This window comes from Asaia sp. As-1742, assembly GCF_011753235.1.
Lineage (GTDB): Bacteria > Pseudomonadota > Alphaproteobacteria > Acetobacterales > Acetobacteraceae > Asaia > Asaia bogorensis_B.
In genome coordinates this window covers 115046-134341 of record NZ_VWWA01000007.1, presented here as the reverse complement: position 1 = coordinate 134341, position 19296 = coordinate 115046, and the positions used below count along the sequence as shown (strand labels likewise).

At 60.0% G+C, this 19296-nt stretch carries 20 protein-coding genes and 1 tRNA gene; 5 read left to right on the top strand and 16 right to left on the bottom strand.

Annotated features, from left to right (window positions below):
- Positions 1-22: 22 nt before the first annotated feature.
- Positions 23-238 carry a hypothetical protein gene (locus tag F3J08_RS11915; protein ID WP_146926687.1) on the bottom strand — a complete coding sequence of 72 codons (216 nt, stop codon included), beginning with the start codon at positions 236-238 and terminating at the stop codon, positions 23-25.
- A 106-nt stretch (positions 239-344) separates the two neighbouring features.
- Positions 345-1283, bottom strand: coding sequence for an AraC family transcriptional regulator (locus F3J08_RS11910; RefSeq protein WP_240149315.1), 939 nt, complete (start codon positions 1281-1283; stop codon positions 345-347).
- Between the two features lie 130 nt (positions 1284-1413).
- Here F3J08_RS11910 and F3J08_RS11905 point away from each other — a divergent pair, with 130 nt between their 5' ends.
- Both F3J08_RS11905 and F3J08_RS11900 read left to right on the top strand, forming a co-directional pair.
- Complete coding sequence (locus F3J08_RS11905; RefSeq protein WP_166930176.1) at positions 1414-1629, top strand: hypothetical protein; 216 nt, start codon at positions 1414-1416, stop codon at positions 1627-1629.
- 92 nt (positions 1630-1721) lie between these two features.
- Positions 1722-2453 carry an SDR family NAD(P)-dependent oxidoreductase gene (locus tag F3J08_RS11900; RefSeq protein WP_166930174.1) on the top strand — a complete coding sequence of 244 codons (732 nt, stop codon included), beginning with the start codon at positions 1722-1724 and terminating at the stop codon, positions 2451-2453.
- Between the two features lie 53 nt (positions 2454-2506).
- Here the strand turns inward: F3J08_RS11900 and F3J08_RS11895 are convergent, their stop codons facing one another.
- The 10 genes from F3J08_RS11895 to hisG all read right to left on the bottom strand — a co-directional run bounded on the left by F3J08_RS11895 (position 2507) and on the right by hisG (position 10181).
- Complete coding sequence (locus F3J08_RS11895) at positions 2507-3235, bottom strand: glycosyltransferase family 2 protein (RefSeq protein WP_166930173.1); 729 nt, start codon at positions 3233-3235, stop codon at positions 2507-2509.
- Entirely contained in the window at positions 3235-4857 is a 1623-nt protein-coding gene (locus F3J08_RS11890; protein ID WP_166930172.1) for a capsular biosynthesis protein, read from the bottom strand. The genes F3J08_RS11895 and F3J08_RS11890 overlap by 1 nt, the downstream gene beginning before the upstream one ends.
- Complete coding sequence (locus F3J08_RS11885; protein ID WP_062165498.1) at positions 4854-5228, bottom strand: capsular biosynthesis protein; 375 nt, start codon at positions 5226-5228, stop codon at positions 4854-4856. Before F3J08_RS11885 ends, F3J08_RS11890 begins: the two co-directional genes overlap by 4 nt.
- 479 nt (positions 5229-5707) lie before the next feature.
- Positions 5708-5783, bottom strand: a tRNA-Phe gene (locus F3J08_RS11880).
- A 28-nt stretch (positions 5784-5811) separates the two neighbouring features.
- Entirely contained in the window at positions 5812-5997 is a 186-nt protein-coding gene (locus F3J08_RS11875; RefSeq protein WP_122040568.1) for a DNA gyrase inhibitor YacG, read from the bottom strand.
- A complete protein-coding gene (locus F3J08_RS11870; RefSeq protein ID WP_166930170.1) occupies positions 5994-7082 on the bottom strand; it encodes a ribonuclease E/G in 1089 nt (362 codons plus the stop codon). Before F3J08_RS11870 ends, F3J08_RS11875 begins: the two co-directional genes overlap by 4 nt.
- On the bottom strand, positions 7079-7687 hold the full coding sequence (locus F3J08_RS11865; protein WP_166930168.1) for a Maf family protein: 609 nt from the start codon (positions 7685-7687) through the stop codon (positions 7079-7081). The genes F3J08_RS11870 and F3J08_RS11865 overlap by 4 nt, the downstream gene beginning before the upstream one ends.
- Before the next feature lie 10 nt (positions 7688-7697).
- Positions 7698-7916, bottom strand: coding sequence for a translation initiation factor IF-1 (gene infA, locus F3J08_RS11860; RefSeq protein WP_023979930.1), 219 nt, complete (start codon positions 7914-7916; stop codon positions 7698-7700).
- A gap of 238 nt (positions 7917-8154) precedes the next feature.
- Complete coding sequence (gene hisD / locus F3J08_RS11855; RefSeq protein WP_166930166.1) at positions 8155-9450, bottom strand: histidinol dehydrogenase; 1296 nt, start codon at positions 9448-9450, stop codon at positions 8155-8157.
- Positions 9447-10181 carry an ATP phosphoribosyltransferase gene (gene hisG, locus F3J08_RS11850; protein ID WP_166930164.1) on the bottom strand — a complete coding sequence of 245 codons (735 nt, stop codon included), beginning with the start codon at positions 10179-10181 and terminating at the stop codon, positions 9447-9449. The genes hisD and hisG overlap by 4 nt, the downstream gene beginning before the upstream one ends.
- A gap of 240 nt (positions 10182-10421) precedes the next feature.
- Here hisG and F3J08_RS11845 point away from each other — a divergent pair, with 240 nt between their 5' ends.
- A complete protein-coding gene (locus F3J08_RS11845) occupies positions 10422-11291 on the top strand; it encodes an aldo/keto reductase (RefSeq protein ID WP_166930162.1) in 870 nt (289 codons plus the stop codon).
- 557 nt (positions 11292-11848) lie between these two features.
- On the opposite strand, the gene F3J08_RS11840 is transcribed toward F3J08_RS11845, so the two are convergent.
- Positions 11849-13348: a replicative DNA helicase gene (locus tag F3J08_RS11840; protein WP_031241669.1), complete on the bottom strand. Its 1500-nt coding sequence runs from the start codon at positions 13346-13348 to the stop codon at positions 11849-11851.
- Positions 13349-13587: 239 nt separating this feature from the next.
- On the opposite strand from F3J08_RS11840, the gene F3J08_RS11835 reads away from it, so the two are divergent.
- Complete coding sequence (locus tag F3J08_RS11835; RefSeq protein ID WP_166930160.1) at positions 13588-14307, top strand: MgtC/SapB family protein; 720 nt, start codon at positions 13588-13590, stop codon at positions 14305-14307.
- 263 nt (positions 14308-14570) lie between these two features.
- Here F3J08_RS11835 and F3J08_RS11830 read toward each other — a convergent pair whose 3' ends face one another.
- Positions 14571-15974, bottom strand: a complete 1404-nt coding sequence (locus F3J08_RS11830) for an aspartate ammonia-lyase (protein WP_370458723.1) — start codon at positions 15972-15974, stop codon at positions 14571-14573.
- Positions 15975-16160: 186 nt separating this feature from the next.
- On the bottom strand, positions 16161-17201 hold the full coding sequence (locus F3J08_RS11825) for an aromatic ring-hydroxylating dioxygenase subunit alpha (protein WP_166930156.1): 1041 nt from the start codon (positions 17199-17201) through the stop codon (positions 16161-16163).
- Between the two features lie 110 nt (positions 17202-17311).
- On the opposite strand from F3J08_RS11825, the gene F3J08_RS11820 reads away from it, so the two are divergent.
- Positions 17312-18232, top strand: coding sequence for a LysR family transcriptional regulator (locus F3J08_RS11820; RefSeq protein ID WP_166930154.1), 921 nt, complete (start codon positions 17312-17314; stop codon positions 18230-18232).
- A gap of 11 nt (positions 18233-18243) precedes the next feature.
- Here the strand turns inward: F3J08_RS11820 and F3J08_RS11815 are convergent, their stop codons facing one another.
- Positions 18244-19248 carry a L,D-transpeptidase gene (locus tag F3J08_RS11815; RefSeq protein WP_370458722.1) on the bottom strand — a complete coding sequence of 335 codons (1005 nt, stop codon included), beginning with the start codon at positions 19246-19248 and terminating at the stop codon, positions 18244-18246.
- Positions 19249-19296: the final 48 nt, after the last annotated feature.

Below are 19296 nucleotides of genomic sequence, written 5' to 3'. Positions count from 1 at the left end.
GCCAGCCCCGGTCATCCATGCGTTAGGGCGTGGAGGCGCCAAAGCCCGAGCCCATATACATGTGACCATGCGGACCATGGCCGGATGGTCCCTTCATGCTGACGGATGTACCGCCTGACCCGGTACCCGTCCCTGTTACTGGACGCAGGAGCCCGGCGCGGGTGTCGTCCTCTGGTGGGTGGGGATGGGTGCAGCAAGCCAGCAGCAGCATGGCAGCGAGCAGGGGAAGAATTCTCATGAGACACCTTGGCTGTTCTCGTGTCGCGCCGTGGGACTTGTCAGGGCCCCTGCGCGATCTTTCCGATTCTAGGGGCTGAGCCGATAACGGCAAGCCCGCAAGCGGATCACACCCAGACAGCCTCATTCAGCTCCCGATATCGCTCGATGCCGATGGCGCGTATGCGCGACACATCCTGATGGGGTGGCATACCGAAAATCGACCTGTATTCGCGGGTGAACTGCGAGGGGCTTTCATAACCCACAGCAAAACCGGCATCGGCGGCAAGGCGGTTTTCATACAGCATCAGGCGTCGTGCTTCCTGAAGGCGCAGGCGCTTGCGATATTGCACGGGCGATAGCCCCGTGACCTCCTGAAGCTTGCGATAGAACGTTGATCGCCCCATCCCTGCAAGACCGGGAAGGGTCGAGGCATCGGTCTCTTCCATGAAATGGGCGCGCATATGGGCGAGCGCCCGGTTGATGCGTGATGCATCGCTTTTCTGGTCGGCAATCTCGTGCAGAACGTGGCGTTGATCACCCTGCAGGGCACGATAGATGATTTCCCGCTTGAGCATGGGCGCCAGAAAGGCCCGGTCGTCATCATTGCCGAGGGTGATGAGCAGACGGCGCAGGGCGTCGAGCAGATCGGGGGTCACGGCACTCAGGCCAAGACTGGTATGCAGGGGGGATCTGAGGCCCGGGTCAGCCCGTGTTTCGGCAATCACATTGGCGATTTCCTCAGGCGTGAAGGCGATACAGGCAGCGAGATAAGGCGCCTCGGGCGTAGCGCGTGTGATGTGCCCTGAAAGAGGAAGATCCACCGTCGCAACGAGATAATGGTTCTGGTCGTAGTCGAAGCTGCTCTTGTGAATCCTGATCCTCTTCGCCCCCTGAATGATGATGTACAGGCGCGGCTCATAGACGACCAGCAGCGGGTCGGTCGTGGTTTCCGAGCGATACAACGTCAGGAAATCGACAGCCGTGCGGGTGCTTTTGCGCGGGCAATGGGCTCGCACGAGGGACTGCACGTCGCCCAGCATGGTTGCGTCAGCTTGTTGACTCATCACGTCAGTATGAGACTGCGAGACGATAAGGCAAGTTTTGCGGATTCGAGAGATAACGGTTCTGCGGTGTGGACGCGCATGGTCTGCCTGTTCCGCAAGGACGGGAGTTTCACTGCATCAGGAGCCTGCCATGCCAGATCACGCCATGTCATCCGCAAAGGGGCTCATGACCACCCGCGCCCAGTCACAGCAGATGAGGCAATTATATCGTGTCTGGCGGGAGCAGATCAGAAAGCTCGAGCGACGCAGGATCTGTCTCTCGGCTGGGCAGAAACGCCTTATTCTGCGTGACCTGTGCCAGCATTACAGGACGCTCGAACGCTCCTGCCGATTGCTTCAGGCCTGAAAGATGATGGATCTCATCTTCGTTGCGGACGCCCTCAGATATGTCGGCCTGAATGTCTATCTGGCCTTTTTTCAAAATGGGAGAACTGATCAATGACGGCAAAACTTGCTTTGGTGACAGGCGCAAGCCGTGGAATTGGTGCCGGAATTGCCTGCCAGCTTGCCAGAGAAGGCTATGACATCGCCTTTTCCTATCCCGGCGAAGCGGCCGGGGCGCAGGAGACAATCAGGCAGGTTGAGGCACTGGGTCGCAGGGCGCTGGCTATTCAGGCCGATGGCAGCACCGTTGCTGGCAATGAAAAAGTCGTGGCTGAAGCTGTGCGTGTTTTCGGCCGCCTGGATGTGCTGGTGTGCAATGCAGGCATGTACCCCAAAGGGACGATTGACGAGATCATGACCGGCGATATCGAGAAGGTGCTCAACCTCAATGTCCGTGGCCCGATGATCGAAACCATGTGCGCGGTGCGTCATATGCAGCCCGGCGGTCGTATCGTGTTGATGGGATCGGCTTTTGGCGGTCGTGCGCCGCTGCCGGGTCTGTCGCTCTATTCCGGCACCAAGGCCGCCCTGCGCGGTTTTGCCCAGGGTGTGGCGCGCGATCTGGGTGATCGGGGGATCACGATCAATGTGGTGGAACCGGGGCCGGTGAATACAGCTATGAACCCGTCAGACACCGAGGCGGCGAAAATCCTGGCCCGCTTCGTGGCGACCGGAGCCTATGGCGCGATCGAGGATATCGCTCATGTCGTGTCATTTCTGGTCAATGAGCGTTCGAGCTACATCACCGGATCGTCTCTGGCGGTCGATGGCGGGTTGCTCGCCTGACCAGAGGCGTTGCCTTCTGCCCTTTTTGGAGCAGAAGGCAACGCGACAGCCTGTTATCCGGCCTCGGCCAGAAGGGCCTCGTACTCGGCAGGGACCCCACAGAAGGTGATCGCCTCAGGCGGGATCACTTCATAATGGATTTTCATCCCGTCCCTGATCAGGTGGTTATAAAGCGGTGCCACGTAAAGCTCAGGAGATGACGGGGTGAGACGCTCCTGTTCGAGTGCCTTCAGGAAGTCACCGCTGCGGGCGAAATGGTAGAGTCCGTCACAGCACAGATCGGAAATCGGCTGTTTTTCGGTTGTGCGAATGGCCAGCGGCTCATCGCTGTTTTCCGCTGCGCCGACATAGGACCAGTTGGCACCCGACCCACGGAACACTTCGAGATAGCCATCCGACTTCCCGAACCATGCCCCTTGGGGAAAGCGGAAATTGGGGCGGAAGGTGTCGATATTGAAAATGGTCAATGGCGACTCGGCAGACATGCCAGCCTGCTTGACGCCAAATTCCACCGTCTCGGCCTGGCCTGCAGTTTCATGGTCGAGAATGACAACGCGTGCATCACGAATGCCAAGCGCCTCGATTTCGCGACGGATGAAGGCTTCCGTGTCGGCCACCGTACGGGCGATGAACACGAAAGGATGGCTTTCGAAATAGGCTGAAAAGCTCTCGATCGAATGGGCGAACACGCTCTTGCCATGCAGGGGAAGCATGTATTTGGGCACCGGATAGCCGGCTTTGGTGAAGCGGCTGGAGAGGCCAGCCATGGGGATGACGATCATCACGCAAGTCCTTCGAGCGTGGAATACAGACGAAGGGCATTGGCGATGAATGCCTTTTGCCTGTCCGGCCGGTCGGAATGGAGCGGCAACATGGAAACGAAAAGCGATGTCATGATGGCGCGCGTTTCCCGGCTTGCCGTAGACAGACCTGCAATCTTCATTTCGGCGAAGGATTTCTGCAGCCAGTCGCGCTGGGGCGAGGCATCGAACTCCAGATTGAAATCGTACTCTGATTGCTGCGTCAGGGTGTAACGACCCGCCAGAATGAAATCATAAAGCCCATCGACGGAATGGGAGAATTTCGCGATGTCATAGCGGAAATCGCCCCAGATTTCGAGCTTGTCCGCAAACACGTAACCACGCGGATCGATGGCCGAAATACGGCTGTTGCGCGAATTATAGAGAATATTGCTGAAGCAGAAATCACCATGCATCAGCGTTGCGCGCGCCGACGGGTCATGCGTGATGAGGGCCTCGATCTCCTGGGCAATGGTCATGAGCGACGGCATGGCACGACCCTTGAATGTCAGCGGGCGCGTGACATCGAACCCTGTCTCTCTGGCATAGCGCTCAAGGCGTTCGACAGTCTTGCCACCCATGAGCTGACGCGAATAGGCCTCACGCGGTGCATCGCTGTGGGTGGTGGCGCAGAGCTCAAGGAATTCCGAGCAGCTTGTCAGGATCTTCTTCCAGGTGACGCGGCCGATGGAGGAAAACACGTAGAGCTCGGAGAGGTTGGGCGCGTACTGGTATTCCGTGGTGTAGAATGCCTGGCTGTCATTCTCGCCCTTGTCAAGCAGACGGGCCGCATAGGGCTGCACCGCTGCGGGGATGGACTCGAACCAGTTGGCCTCGCCCTTCATCTTGAAGCGGTCTTCAGAGAGCTTGCGAACCGTGCTTTGCGTGATTTGCAGCGAATTGAAGGCGCGGGCGGTGGTAACGAGGCGGCGCGACCGGAAATAGGTCTGGATATGGCCAAAATCATACCAGCCATCGACCTGCTTGAGGGTCAGAGGGCGGCGCTTGATATAGAGATTGAGGCCCGTGATGAAATTGCCACGCGCCTGGCTGATGGCACGTACAAGTTCGACTCCGTTCGAAAACGAGAAGAACCCGCACGCAATCGGGCGCTCGAGGTCTTCCTCGCTGGTGGCCTCGATCGTCTCGAGGCTGCTGATCGCGCCGTCATCGTGATTGATCACCGCCCAGGAGTAGTCATCACCCTCCCGGTGGCTTGCGACAACATTGAGGCCGGTTGGAATCGTGCCGAGCACCGTGTCGCCGTGAAGGATCTGGATGCCGACCGAATAGGCATTCAGAACGTTGATCGCATAGACAACAGCTTCACCCAGGGACATGCCGTCAGGCAGGGGGAGCAACGATACCCCCTTCTGTTCCAGCCGGTGCAGATCATAGGCCGGAACTTCATAGCTCTCGGGAACAGCCAGATAGATATGGCTGATATTGAGATCCTGCGCCTTCAGGCTGTCCGCCTGAATGTCATAGAGACGTCCTACGCCAAGCGGCAGAAAGGATGGTGGCAGCTGCCCGAACTCTGCAACAAGTTCCTGCGTGACATAGGCCCCGGACATGATCAGGGCGATAGAGGAAGACGGATTCATTTGCCTGATTCGATCAATGCATTGATTTCAGCGAGCGAGAGCGTGACGAATTCCCGGGGGCGAATGGCACGGTCATCGACATAGAATCCTTCGGTGCCGCACCACGGCTTGCCGACATAGATCTCGTCATAGGGGACGTCGTGTTTCTTCAGCCATTCCAGAATGACGGGAAGTGTATTCGCGTTGATCTTGCCAACAGCACCCTGATAGGTGCGCATATTGCGCGCTGTCTGGATCAGGATTTCAAACCCTTGCGCCTTGTATTCGCGCAGCTTGGCAATAAGCGGAAGGTTCGGTTCCTTCTCGCTATATGACAGATCAGGGTTGCTGATGGTGAGGGTGTCGTCGAGATCAATAACGAGACGCTTCATAGCCAGGGTCGAGCTCCACAAATTCTTGACTGAACTACCTATTCGGTCTGAATTGAAATTGCCAGACAACTGAGCGAGATGAAAAACTTTGTTTTCTCGATATTTATATGACAAATCATGCATTATTCCTTCAGAAACATTACCTGCATGATATCGAATTGTTCAAATTGACTGATTTTTGCGAAGAATCAGAGCTTTGAGGCTTATGGAAGTATCGAGGCAGATCTGCGCCACCGGTGACGGGGTGGGAAATCAGGTTTTGAACGTGGCAGGCTGATATCGACGGCATGCCAGGCTGGAAACGCCTCAGCTCATCGCAGGAGACGGTAACGTCGCTTGCTGCAGACTTTGCCGACCGGGAAGGCTTGGACAAGCAGGGCTTTGGCGCGTTTTCATGGAGCTGTTCGGCTGGCACAGGCACAACCGGAATAATCTGCGCTATTCGCTCAAGCGAGATACAGGCAAATTTTTTGGAAAAATGGTGCCCAAGACCGGGATCGAACCAGTGACACTGCGATTTTCAGTCGCATGCTCTACCAACTGAGCTACTTGGGCACCGTCACCTGACGGTGTGAGAGGGGGTTTACTCCAAGCCGTCACGGTGATCAAGCGGGGGAAAGCCGTTTTTTTCGGCTTCATCCTCATCCATGGCCGGAACGCTGTAGCTTTCATTGAACCAGCGCCCCAGATCCACATCGGCACAGCGTTTGCTGCAAAATGGCCTGTAAGCGTGGAGCGTCGGTTTCTGGCAGATGGGACACAGGCTCATGGGGTAAAACTCCAGTAGCTGTCAGGGTAATCAGGCATCATGTGCAGGGTGAGCGGTGCCCCCCATTCAAGCGAGAACTGTGCCACGGCCTGATTGTCCGCCTCCAATGCGCGTGTGACAGCCAGCGATGCCTGCAGGACCGGCGTTGGGTTGGCCCTCAGTTCCGTCGGCCTGGCTGGCCGGTCGCGCAGGATTTGCCTCAGCGCCTGCAGGCCACGACCACCGGGGCTGGAAAGGCACTCATGCAAGGGTGCACGCCCCCTGGTACGAACGATCTCCAGCAGACCCAGCGCAGTCGCGCCCAGCATGCGCGGTTGCATCGGATCGCCTTCGAGCGCCTCGGCCAGAAACCTGCCCAGCGCCGGACGCTTGCGCAGGGGGACTCCCGCCGGATCAATCAGGATCGCCCCGCTGAGATTGCGCATGCGTATTTGCTGCGCCAAAGCCGCGAAGGCGTGACGATTGGCCGTGAATCCGTCCATCTGTCGACGCTGGTCGGGATGGGGGTCATCCAGATCGATGGCGGTCAGTGCCGGGGTTGGGCTGAAGCTCGCCCTGATGCCATGAGGCAATGCTGCCTGCGACGTCATCAGGTCATCGCATTCAGCATCGAGCACAGCGTCGAAGGTGCGGCTGACACGGGTGATGCGTGGCCTGAGGGCAGCAGGGATCAGGGCCATGAGGGTTGGGGAGTCACACAGCAATGCGGCGTCCGGGTAACGCGCTGCGATGTCCTCAAGCGGTGAGGGGCCTCGTGCGACAAGGCCGGGGTGGTCAGTCGCCGTGAGTGTGTGGCCGACGGGCTTGAGGCGTAGCCCCTTGCCATTCTGGGCACTGCGCGTCACGCGTGCGGCGACCAGAGTTCCTTCGGCATGGGTGCCGGTGAGAAAGCCGGAGCTGTTATCACCAAGGAGCACGAAAGCGCCGCCCAGGGCGGGCGCGGATTTTTGCACGCGTACGGCGTGGATGTCCCCATAGCCATCGGGCATGCCCGGTCGCCACAGGGCAAAATCGACAAATCTATCCTCATCGCAAACGGCAATGCGTGCCTCGCCCGGTGACCAGGCGATGCGACATTCCATCATGCGATGAAGCGACAGGGCTGGCCGCGCAGCATCTGGGCCGTCTCGAAAAGGGGGAGGCCAATCACGGCTGAGGGACTACCGCCCACATAGCGTATGACAGAGGCTGCGGCACCCTGAAGCGCATAGCCGCCAGCCTTGCCCTGCCAGTCTCCCTGATCGAGCAGCGCCGCTATCTGCGCCTCTGTCAGGCGGGAGAACGTCACATCGGTCTCGACCAGACGTTCGACCACACGTCCGGCAGCCCAGCCACCGGCAGGTAGCACGCAGACGGCAGTCAGGACTGTATGACGACGACCGGAAAGCAGGCGAAGGCAGCGTTCTGCCGTTGCGCGGTCTTCGGCCTTGGGCAGGATGCGACGCCCGACGGCGACCAGCGTGTCAGCAGCCAGAACAAGGGCTTCCTGCTGGCAGCGCGTGGCGACAAGTTCTGCCTTCATGCGGGCCAGACGCGCCACGCAGGCGCGGGGCGTCTCGTTCTGTCGTGGCGATTCGTCAAGATCGGCCGCGTCGATGCGGTCCGGGGTCAGCCCGATCTGTCGCAGCAGGTCCACCCGTCGCGGTGATGCAGAGGCGAGAACCAGCTCCGGCCTTGTGCCGTCTGTCACGCGAACGCTCTTACTTGAAGCGGAAGGTGATGCGGCCCTTGGACAGGTCGTAGGGGGTCATTTCAACATTGACGCGGTCACCGGCCAGAACGCGGATACGGTTCTTGCGCATCTTGCCGCTGGTATGGGCCAGAATGGTGTGCTCGTTGTCGAGTGTGACGCGGAACATGGCATTTGGCAGCAGCTCGGTCACCGTGCCGCTGAATTCGATCATGTCTTCTTTTGACATCTGAGTCCTTGAAACTGTGCTCTGATACAGGCCGGAAAATCCCCGGCAGGATGAAATTATGCCGCGTATGTGCTGGCTCGACGTCGTTACGTCAAGTTTCTTGGTGATTCTGGCCCCGAAAAGAGGCGTTTTGGCCTCTGCGCGCTAGCCTCGTCACCCCGGGTTAAGGACTTTTTGCCCTGCCGTAACGAATGGCAGGAACAGCCTCCATGATCGGGGGCGGTGCCGTCGGCAGATTTTAGCCCAGAGCGTCGAGTCGTGCCGACAGGCTCAGCGCATGGGCATCAAGCCCCTCGGCTTTGGCCAGCCTGACGCCTGCAGGACCGACAGCGCGCAGACCATCGGCCCCGGCTGAGATCGTGGTGGTGCGCTTGAGAAAATCAAACACCGACAGGCCCGAGGCAAAACGTGCCGTGCGGCTTGTGGGCAGAACGTGGTTTGGCCCGCCGACATAATCGCCGACAGCCTCTGGGCAGTTGCGACCAAGGAACATGGCACCGGCATGACGGATCAGGGTGGAGAACTGCTCGGCATCATCCAGCATGACTTCGAGATGCTCAGAGGCAAAGCGGTTGGCAATTTCAGCGGCCTCATTCCAGTCGCGCACAATCACCACCGCGCCATGATCGGCCCAGGACTTCCCGGCAATGGCAGCACGGGGGAGGGTCTTGAGTTCGGTCTCCACGGCCTCCACCACAGATCGGGCAAAGCCGGCATCGTCTGTGATGAGTACAGCCTGGGCCAGTTCGTCATGTTCTGCCTGGGCCAGCAGATCGAGCGCCACGAAGCGCGGGTTGTTGCGGTTATCGGCCACAATCACGACTTCGGACGGACCGGCAATCGAGTCGATCCCTACGTGACCGAACACCTGACGCTTGGCCTCGGCGACATAGGCATTGCCCGGACCGACAATGCGATCGACAGGGCGAATGCTGTTCGTGCCATAGGCGAGCGCGGCCACAGCCTGCGCACCGCCAACCCGATAGATCTCGCTCACGCCGCAGACACGCGCAGCCGCCAGAACGAGCGGGTTCAGTACGCCATCGGGGCAGGGCACACACATGGCGATGCGGCCAACGCCTGCCACACGGGCTGGCAGGGCGTTCATGAGCACAGAGGACGGATATGCGGCCTTGCCACCCGGCACATAGAGCCCAACGGCATCGAGCGGCGTCCAGCGCATGCCCAGGGTCAGCCCGGCCTCATCCTGATAGGCGAGGTTCGAAGGCATCTGTGCCCGATGAAAGGATTCGATGCGTGAGGCAGCGAGATTGAGCGCTTCCATCAGATCGGCATCGACCTTGTCGGCCTCACGTGCAATTTCGTCTGCGGTGATGGCCAGCCCTTCCGGGGCGAGGCTCAACCGGTCGAAACGCGCCGTGTAGTCGCACAGAGCCGTGTCACCCTGCTCACGAATGGTGGCGATGATATCGCGCACCGGCGTGCTCACACTGGTTTCAACTGCGCTCCGGTCAGAGAGCAGCGTTGCGAGACGGGATTCGAAATCCGTATCGGTGCTTTGCAGCCATTTCATGCTGTTTTCTCCTGAAGGGCGTCGCGAAAGCGTTCGATCAGGGCACGAATGGCGTCGGGTCGGGTTTTCAGGGCAACGCGATTGACGATGAGGCGGCTCGTGACATGCGCGATGACATCAGTCTCGCGCAGGCCATTGGCCTTGAGGGTCGAGCCGGTATCCACCAGATCGACAATCACGCTGGCCATGTCGAGTGTGGGGGCGAGTTCCATGGCGCCGTGCAGATGCACGATTTCGGCATTGATGCCTTTGGCCGCGAAATGACGCCGCGTGATGGTCGGATATTTGGTCGCAACGCGCAGATGCGAACTGGCTGCGGTCTTGTCATGATCGCCGTTCTGACCGGCCATCCCGACCGGGCGGGCGATGGAAATGCGGCAGCCGCCGATGCCGAGATCGAGCGGCGCATAGATATCCGGATAGTCGAATTCCATCAGCACATCGGCACCGCAAACGCCGATCTGCGCGCCACCATGCGCCACAAAAGTCGCGACATCGAAAGAGCGCACGCGCACCACATCGACCTTGGGGTCGAGCGTTGGAAAACGCAGGCTGCGTGTTCCTTCGCCAATGGCGCTGCCATCCTGAAAAAGCCCTGTGCGTTCAAGCACGGGGCCCAGCGCCTTGAGGATACGCCCCTTTGGCAGTGCCAGAACGAGCGGCGCATCGTTCAGAGGCGCGTGCTGGGCATTGTCACGGGATTCGGAGGCGGGTTCGGATACGGCATTCATCACGACATTCCTGTAGCACAATCTTGCTCAGTCAAGAACCGGGCGGGCGCAAGGTTTTTGTCCGGGATACTGGCCGTCAGCCCTCGGGCCGCAGGGCCTTGCGCGCTGGCGACAGGAGGTATGGCTCACGCAGTGATGACCATCTCGATGGCCAGGAAGACGGGCGGGCCTGCAACCCAGAGCGTCGCAATCCGCTAGATTGGGCAAGAACCGTCTTTTCGGGAATGACAGGAGCCATGAATGTCTCGCAGCGAATTTACCCCTGACCTCGCCACCGCCACACCACGTGCCGATGAAGAACAGGTCCATCTGCAACTCAATGACGGGGCACGCATCCCGCAATTCGGCCTTGGTGTTTACAAGACCCCGGCTGACGAAACAGCTGAAATCGTGCGCTATGCCGCCAAGGCAGGGTACCGCATGGTCGATACGGCGGCGTTTTACGGCAATGAGAGCGGCGTTGGCGATGCGCTGCAGGATTATCCGGATCTGTATGTCTCGACCAAGCTCTGGGCCAGCGACATGGGTTACGATGCCGCCCTGCGTGCTTTTGATGCCAGCGCGAAAAAGCTGCGTCGCGATGTGGTCGACCTCTATCTGATCCACTGGCCCATGCCGAAGAAGGATCTGTACGTCGAGAGCTGGAAAGCGCTCATCGAACTCAAGAAGCAGGGGCGTATCCGGTCGATTGGTGTCTGCAATTTCGAGCCTGAACATCTGACGCGTCTGATCGAGGAAACCGGGGTCAAGCCCGTGCTCAACCAGATCGAACTGCACCCGGCTTTCCAGCAGAAGAAACTGCGTGCTTTCAATGAGTCGCTCGATATCCGCACCGAGGCCTGGAGCCCGCTGGGGCGCGGTACGGGGCTGGATGGCGAGATCATCACCAGCATTGCGAAGAAGCACGGCAAGACGCCGGGTCAGGTGACGATCCGCTGGCATCTCGATCAGGGCAATGTCGTCATTCCCAAATCAGCGCATCAGAAGCGCATTGATGAGAATTTCGACGTGTTCGATTTCTGCCTCGATGAGGACGATATCAGCCGCATCGCCACTCTCGACCGGGAGGATGGGCGCACCGGCCCGAACCCGTTCACAGCAGATTTCTGAAACTGGCCTTGTCTGACGGGCGCTCGCATGACGGGGTGCTTGCGTCACATAGGGGCGAAAATGCGGGCCTCGTATTGAGAGGGCGAGCAGCTGCTTTCGGTCAAGGCAGACGGCTTCTTTGACAGTACGGGGTTCGAGTGCCCCGCGAGCCTTTGCTGGGTTCGCTCTATCTGGGTTAGGGGATCATGTGTCCGCCTCCGAAAGGCGTTGCGACCTGACGTAACGCCTCTCTGGTGGCAGTTCGTCTTCGCCGGTGCACCATAAGCGTCCGGGTTCTGGTGCAGAGGACTTGGTGCCGCCCGGCATCCTGAGCCCTGACGCAATGCACTCCATTCGGGCTCGATATCCGTCGAGTAAAAAGCGGCCCGTTTGCCGGGACAGAGCCTAAGGCGACAGGCGAGCGAGTTCGGGTAGTGACGGGGATGGGGCTAACGAAGCGCTTTTCAGGCAGACATCCCGTGACCTGTCTCGTTAGGTCGTTCGGTCACGCGGCCAATACAATTGGGGCTGGGCTCCGCTGATGGAGCGTGGCCGCCTGTCGCGTCCTGCGTACTCCCTCAGACGTCGTGTACCGTATCCAGATCGCCAAACCGTGTGAATTCGCCCTCGAAATACAGCGGGATGGTGCCGGTTGGTCCGTGACGCTGTTTTTCCAGAATCAGTTCGGCCTTGTTATGCACGAGCGCCATCTTGCGCTGCCATTCCTCCATCGCGACCTGATATTTGTCCATGCTCTCATAAGCGCTGTCTTTGGGCATGCGCTGCTGGAGGTAATATTCATCGCGATAAACGAACATCACGGCGTCGGCGTCCTGCTCGATCGAGCCTGATTCGCGCAGATCCGAAAGCATCGGGCGCTTGTCTTCTCGCGATTCTACCTGACGCGAAAGCTGCGACAAGGCGATGACCGGCACCGAGAGTTCCTTGGCGATGGCCTTGAGTCCCTGGGTAATCATCGAGATTTCGAGCACGCGGCTCTCGGGTTTGGTCCCGATGGCAGGGCGCATGAGCTGAAGGTAGTCAACCACCACAAGGCTGAGCCCCTTGGTGCGTGCCAGACGGCGGCACCGTGTCCGCATGGCGGAAAGCGAAATGGCTGGAGTATCGTCAATATGCAGGGGCAGTTCCGACAATTCGCGCGAGACACGCACGAAGCGATCGAACTCGCGCTGGCCGATATCGCCACGACGAATTTTCTCACCCGACACTTCGGACTGCTCGGAGAGAATACGTGTCGCCAGCTGTTCCGATGACATTTCGAGCGAGAAAATGGCGACAGCGCCCCGCGGCTTGATGCCCTTGTCTTCAGCCTCGCGCAGAAGCGCCTGTGCAGCCGAGAACGCGATCTTGGTGGCCAGGGCGGTTTTGCCCATGGCCGGCCGCCCGGCCAGAATGAGCAGATCCGACGGGTGCAGGCCGCCGGTTTTCTTGTCAAAATCGCGCAGCCCCGATGTCAGGCCACTCACATCGCCTGTGCGCTGAAAGGCCTGCTCCGCGACCTGCAATGCGCCGGTCAGGGCCCGCTCGAAGGTGACGAAACCGCCATCCTGCCCCTTGTCGGTGGCAAGCTTGAACAGAGTTTCTTCCGCCGCCGCGATCTGGTCGCCGCCCTCAAGATCGGCACGCGCCCCATAGGCGTTGTTGACGACCGTCTCGCCAATATCGATCAGCTGACGGCGTATCCAGGCATCGTGAATGGCGCGTCCGTAATCACCGGCGTTCACGATACCGACCATCGCCATCAGCAACTGGCCCAGATATTGCGGTCCGCCTACCTCATCCAGCAGGCCCGAATGTTCGAATTCGGCGCGCATGGTGATCGGATCGGCCAGCATGCCGCGATCAATGCGTCGGGCGATGGCCTCGAAAATCCGCCCATGCAGAGGGTCGGCGAAATGGGCCGCTTCAAGGAAATCCGAGACGCGCTCATAGGCCTTGTTATTGGTCAGTAACGCACCCAGCAGGGCGCGCTCTGCCTCCGGATTGGCAGGAGGGGTGCGCCGAAGCAGCGCAGTCAGGCCGTCATCGGCCATAGCTCGGACAGGGGTATCGGTCATGGTCACAGCGCCCCTCTACCACGCTCGATGGCGATTCGATCAAGTTAAGAGGATGGGGTGTTGCCACCCAGGGGCAATAAGTCGATTCTCCCACCAATGCCCTGCCGGATTGGGGGGAGGCGGCTGTATGGGGTTCGTTCGCGGCCCTTGCCCGCCGGTATCTGTCTCTGGCCTTGCCGGTCGGGCACCGGGCCTTGGGGTTGCCTCCCTCTGGCATCATCGTTTTGTGAGACCAAGCCATGACCCATCCCGCCCTTTTTGCTCATATCCCCGGAGAGGGGTTGTTGCAGGTGCAGGAACTCGGTCTGGCCTTTCTGCTCTCGGCGCTGATCGGGCTTGAGCGTGAGTATCGCCAGAAGGCAGCGGGGTTTCGTACCTATACGCTGGTTGGGGTCTCCGCCGCGCTGTTCATGCTCATCTCCAAATACGGTTTCGATGATGTGCTCACCCCGGACCGTGTGGTGGTCGATCCGTCGCGTGTTGCGGCCCAGATCGTGTCGGGCCTCGGCTTTATCGGTGGCGGCGTCATTTTCATGCGGCGCGATACGGTGCGTGGCCTGACCACTGCCGCTTCAGTCTGGCTGACAGCGGCTATCGGCATGGCGTGCGGCGCGGGAATGACGATCGTCGCGGTGCTGACGACAATCGGCTACCTGCTGATCATGTTCCTGACACCCGGCTGGCTCCTGCATTTCCCACGCGCGCCACGTCACGGGTTCAAGGTTGGCGTGCGCGGTGCCGCCGATATCGATTTTGTCGATCCTGTCTGTGCTGCGCTCCGGAAACTTGGCTTCACGCTGGGCCATATGGCGCAGGAACGTCACGATGAGAGCGACCGGCTGATCATGACGGTGCATGTACATGGTCTCAAAGCCCCGGATGATGTCGTGACAGCCTTGATGCACCTCCCCGGTGTGCAGGCGGTCTGGAGCGAAAAGCAGGATGAGACCCCGGACTAGGCGTCCGTCATCGCGAATGGCTGCGGGGTTCGCCTCGTACGCCCAACAGACATGACTTTATTGCGTTGATCGAGGGCGTTGCGGCAGCGCTCTGGAAAGCTCCCGACGCGTTTAAGGAGCGCCTGCGCAGGTCAGAAGAGGTCAATCCCACCCTGGGAAATCAAGGCTTCTTCCAGACGCCAGATCAGGGGCATCCAAAGGGCGACTGCCCTTTGGCGGGTTTCAGGGCAGAGCCCTGAGAGAATTGTCTGCGGAAGCACTGCCTAGAAGCTGTGCAGATGGCAAAGCCCTTCCGGAGAGAGAATACGGGTCAGGGTTTCCTCGGGAACGAGCTGGCGCTCACGGACAATTTCGATCACGCCGCGTCCGGTACGATGGGCTTCGAGCGCGATGGCAGTGGCGGTTTCGTAGCCGATATAGGGGTTGAGCACCGTAACCAGCCCGATCGAATGGGTGACCATCGCCTCAAGCTGGGCGGCATTGGCGGTGATGCCACGGATGCAGCGCGATTCGAGTGTTAGACAGGCGGCGTGCAGATGGGTCAGGCTCTTGAACAGACTATGGGCAATGATGGGCTCGAAGGCATTGAGCTGTAGCTGTCCGGCCTCGGCGGCCATGGTGACGGTCAGGTCATTGCCGATGACCTCGAAGGCCACCTGATTGACCACCTCCGGAATGACGGGATTGATCTTGCCCGGCATGATCGACGAGCCCGATTGCATGGGCGGCAGGTTGATCTCGTTCAGCCCGGCGCGAGGGCCAGAAGATAGCAGCCGCAGATCGTTGCAGATCTTGGAAATCTTGACCGCAAAACGCTTGAGAACGCCCGACACCTGAACGAAAGCACCGCAATCCTGTGTCGCCTCGATCAGATCCGAGGCCGTCAGCAGATGCAGGTTGGTGATCATGTTCAGATGGCCGCAGACGGTTCTGGCAAAGGCGGGATGGCCCGCAATGCCGGTGCCGATGGCTGTACCGCCCAGATTGATCTCGCTGATCAGGAGAATAGCCTCCTTCAGGCGCTTCTGATCCTCGTCCAGCATGACGGCATAGGTGTGAAATTCCTGCCCGAGCGTCATGGGAACGGCATCCTGAAGCTGGGTACGGCCCATTTTTAGAATGTCATGAAATTCCGTCGCCTTGGCCATGAAGGCCTTGCGGAGCACGTTCATGGCATCGGTCAGATGGTTCACGCCATGAATGGCGGCAATACGCAGGGCCGTGGGATAAACGTCATTGGTGCTCTGGCCCATATTGACGTGATCGATGGGGTGAAGCGCTGCGTAATCCCCTTTTGCCCGTCCCAGATGATCGAGGGCACGATTGGCGACGACCTCGTTGGCATTCATGTTGGTCGAGGTGCCCGCCCCGCCCTGTATGACATCGACCACGAACTGGTCGTGCAGCATGCCAGCGCGCACATCCTCGCAGGCAGCGATAATGGCGCGGGTGCGAGAGGCATCAAGCAGGCCAAGGTCATGATTGCTCTGGGCAGCCGCCTGCTTGATGGCGGCGAGGGCATTGATCAGCTCGGGATAGGCGCTGATCTGTCGTCCGGTAATGGGAAAGTTCTCGACAGCGCGCAGCGTGTGGATACCGTAATACGCCTCTGCCGGCACCTCGCGTGTACCGAGCAGGTCGTGTTCCGTTCTGGTAGCTGGCATGATCGTCTCCTAAGTCCTGTCACCAGAGGAAATGATCATGCCGTGCATGACAAGCCAGACGGGGGGCTCGAAGCATGTCCATTAGGGGCATGAGCCATGCGATCATTGCAGGGGATGTTGCGCAGCCTCGCGATGTGCGCTCTCCGTGCCTCTGGAAATGCAGGCGGATGCACCGCGGAGGCGATGGCGTCAGGCTGTAAAGAACCGGCTCAACCCCAGATCACGCAGCCCCTTGCGATAGGCGATCGAGCTGCGATCGGCCATGACATGGGCCTCGAGCGTCGGGTCGAGGGGCAGACATTCGGGCTTTTGGGCCTCCACGAGCAAACGATCCTCCTCAAAGACGCGGCGATTGAAGTCATAGACGGCTTCGACAGGGATATCGGTATCAAAGTTGCGGCAGATCGGTGCGAACATGCGTGTCTTGCGGGCAGAGACGGGTGAGGCGGCATTCATGATCACCAGACGGCCATCTTCCGGAAAGTGGATCTCCAGCGTTGCCGTGAAGGGCAGGGAGGTCCGGAAGTGTCGCAGCCATTCAAAACCCGCAGGGGCACGCCCTTCTACGCCAATGGGATAATTGCCGACCGAACTGCGATATTCGACCTCGAAACCCTCCTCTGTCCGCCGCGGCATATAGGGGGGAACGACCGGGTTATCAGGGTCGGCAAAGGTGTCGGCATGCACGAAGGCAAAATGTGCGACATCCAGAAACCCCTCGACCTGCCGACCGGCAAACCCGGCGATGTCGATCGAGGGACAGGTGATCTGCTGATAGGCCGGGTCATGCCAGTGGGGCATGGTCGGCACGTCATGGGGCGTCTCGCCAGCGAGACACGTCCAGACTAGACCATAGCACTCACGCACAGGGAAGGTTTTCAGGTGCAGCTTGCCCGGTATGGCAGAGCTGGGATGGGCAGGAACACGCACGCAGCGCCCTGACCCGCCAAAGCGAAAACCGTGATAGGCGCAGGCAATGGTCTCGCCATCACCCGTGCCGAGGCTGAGCGGCACACCGCGATGCGGGCAGATATCCTGTGCCACCACGATATCGTCACCCGCACGATAGATGACCAGCGTTTCATCCAGCAATGTGGCTGCGACAGGAGCGGTGCCGATGTCGCGGCTCAGCGCGACGGGATACCAGAAGCGCGAGAGAATGGCCCAGTCGGCCGCATCAAAGCTGCACTGGCGCGGAAGCTGTACCGGGCGGTCGAGTGTTTCGGACATGAAAGCCCCCGCAGAAGGAGTGGATCGTCACAAAGACATGTCACGCGCACCCCGTTCGAGGATATATCCAAATTCCTGACAGGGCGTTTCAAAAAAGAGAGCATTCGACCATGCCGGTATTCTCCCGTTTCTCGCGTTATTTTCTGGCCGTGGCGCAGCATGGGTCGATCCGGCGTGCGGCCGAGGCAACCGGAATTTCGGCCTCATCCATCGACCGGCAGATCCTGCAGGGTGAGGCCCGTCTGGGTGCTGCCTTGTTCGAACGTCTGCCGTCAGGCCTTCGGCTGACGGCAGCAGGCGAGATGCTGCTGGTTCAGGTCAGACGCTGGGAGCGGGAATTCGAGGATTGCCGGACGCGCATGGAGGATCTCAAGGGGCTCAAGCGCGGCCATGTGACGCTGCTTATTCCGGAGGCAATGGCAAGGGGGCTGGTTCCGCGTATCGTGGCCTCCATACGCGAGCATCATCCCGGGGTGACGCTGGGCGTCCGTGTCATGACCAATCACGAAATTTCGCCGGCCCTGCTCGAAGGGCAGGGAGATCTGGCGCTGGTTTTCGATCCTGTAGTGTCGCATCGCCTCGCGGTGCGGGCCTCGGTTGCCTTTCCCGTCGGGTTTGTCACGACACCCGGCCATCCGCTGACCAGAGGACAGACGGCACGGTTCAGCCAGTGCAGCCTCTACCCTGTGATCGCGCCACGACCGCCGCTGGCACTGGGCCAGAAAATTGCCTGGCTGGCCGAGGAAACTGGATTGGCACTGAATCCGGTCTGTGACTCGGATGATATCGAGGCGATCAGGGCGCTGGTCCGTCATGGGGTCGGGGTCAGCCTGCTCAGCTATATCGATGTCCTGCCAGAGATCGAGGCCGGGACACTCGCCTTTGTGCCGCTCGAGCACAGCCGGATACGCCCTCTGACGCTCGGATTCTGCGTCGATCAGGCCCGATCCTTGCCTGTCGCAGCGCGGCTCGTGGCGCAGGCGCTCGAGCAGGGCCTGCCGGGACTGGCCTATTCCGCTCCGGCTGTCTGAGCGGTCAGGTCTCAGCCTTCGTGGTGATTGACCAGAGGCTGATGGCCGACGCTGGCCGAGGAAATGGCCTGAACGGCATCGGCTGAATCGACGACAACCAGTGCATCGCCCGCGATCGGCGTAGGCGTGCGATCCTTGGGCAGCAGGGCGCGAAAACGCGTATCGTAGCTGGCGGCCTGCTCATATTGCACATCCAGCAGGCCATTCTTGTCCATGAACACGTTCATGGTGGCGGGGATGCGTATGCAGCCCTCGGAGGCAGGATGACCGAGGCGCTGTTCCAGGAAGTCAGGGTCGGTCGCGTGGATTTCGAGCCTGATATCGCCTGTTTCATGGGTGGGCAGCCAGCCTTTGACGGCGTTGTGCCAGCCCATATCCCAGACGCGCATGCCTTTGGCACCAATGCCACGTATGCCGTTCTCGTTTTTCGTGCCCAAGGCACGGTAACCGAGACGGTCCGGGGAATTGATGAATACGCCTGTGGGGGTGATGTAATAGAACTTGCGGCCTGCGCGACCGGTCGAGACGGGGGTCCCCCCCAGAGTCTCCCAGTCTGCATTGCCCGGCATGGCCAGCACAAAGCACAGGCGCTGTACCTTGGGGTTGCGATCGACCACCATCAGGATCTGGGGGCGGTCGATGGGCGTATTCGTGCTGGCAATGGCGGCACGGGCAAGGCGGATAAAGCGCTGGCGCTGCTCAGGGGTATAGGTTGTAAAGCGCGAAACCGATTTCTTCATGCTCAGCGTCAGACGGCTGGCTTCCAGACGGGCATCGTGCTCGGACAGGACAGGCAGCGGCGGAATGACGATGGGCGGTGTCGTCGCATGATCCGGCACGGAAGAGACTGCTCCCGCCTGGGCGGGGAGTGGTGGCTGGGCCGCCGGGGCAGCCAGAGCCGCAGTTGTGTTTTTCGTCTGGGCCTGGGCACAGCCTGAGAGAGCGCTGGCAGAGAGAATGCACCCCAGAAACAGGCCTGGCAGGGCCCGCCTTGACTGGGTCAGAAAGCCCGGCATCACCGTCCTGTTTCTCGTCTGCATCTCAACTCCAAAGCTTCACGGCTG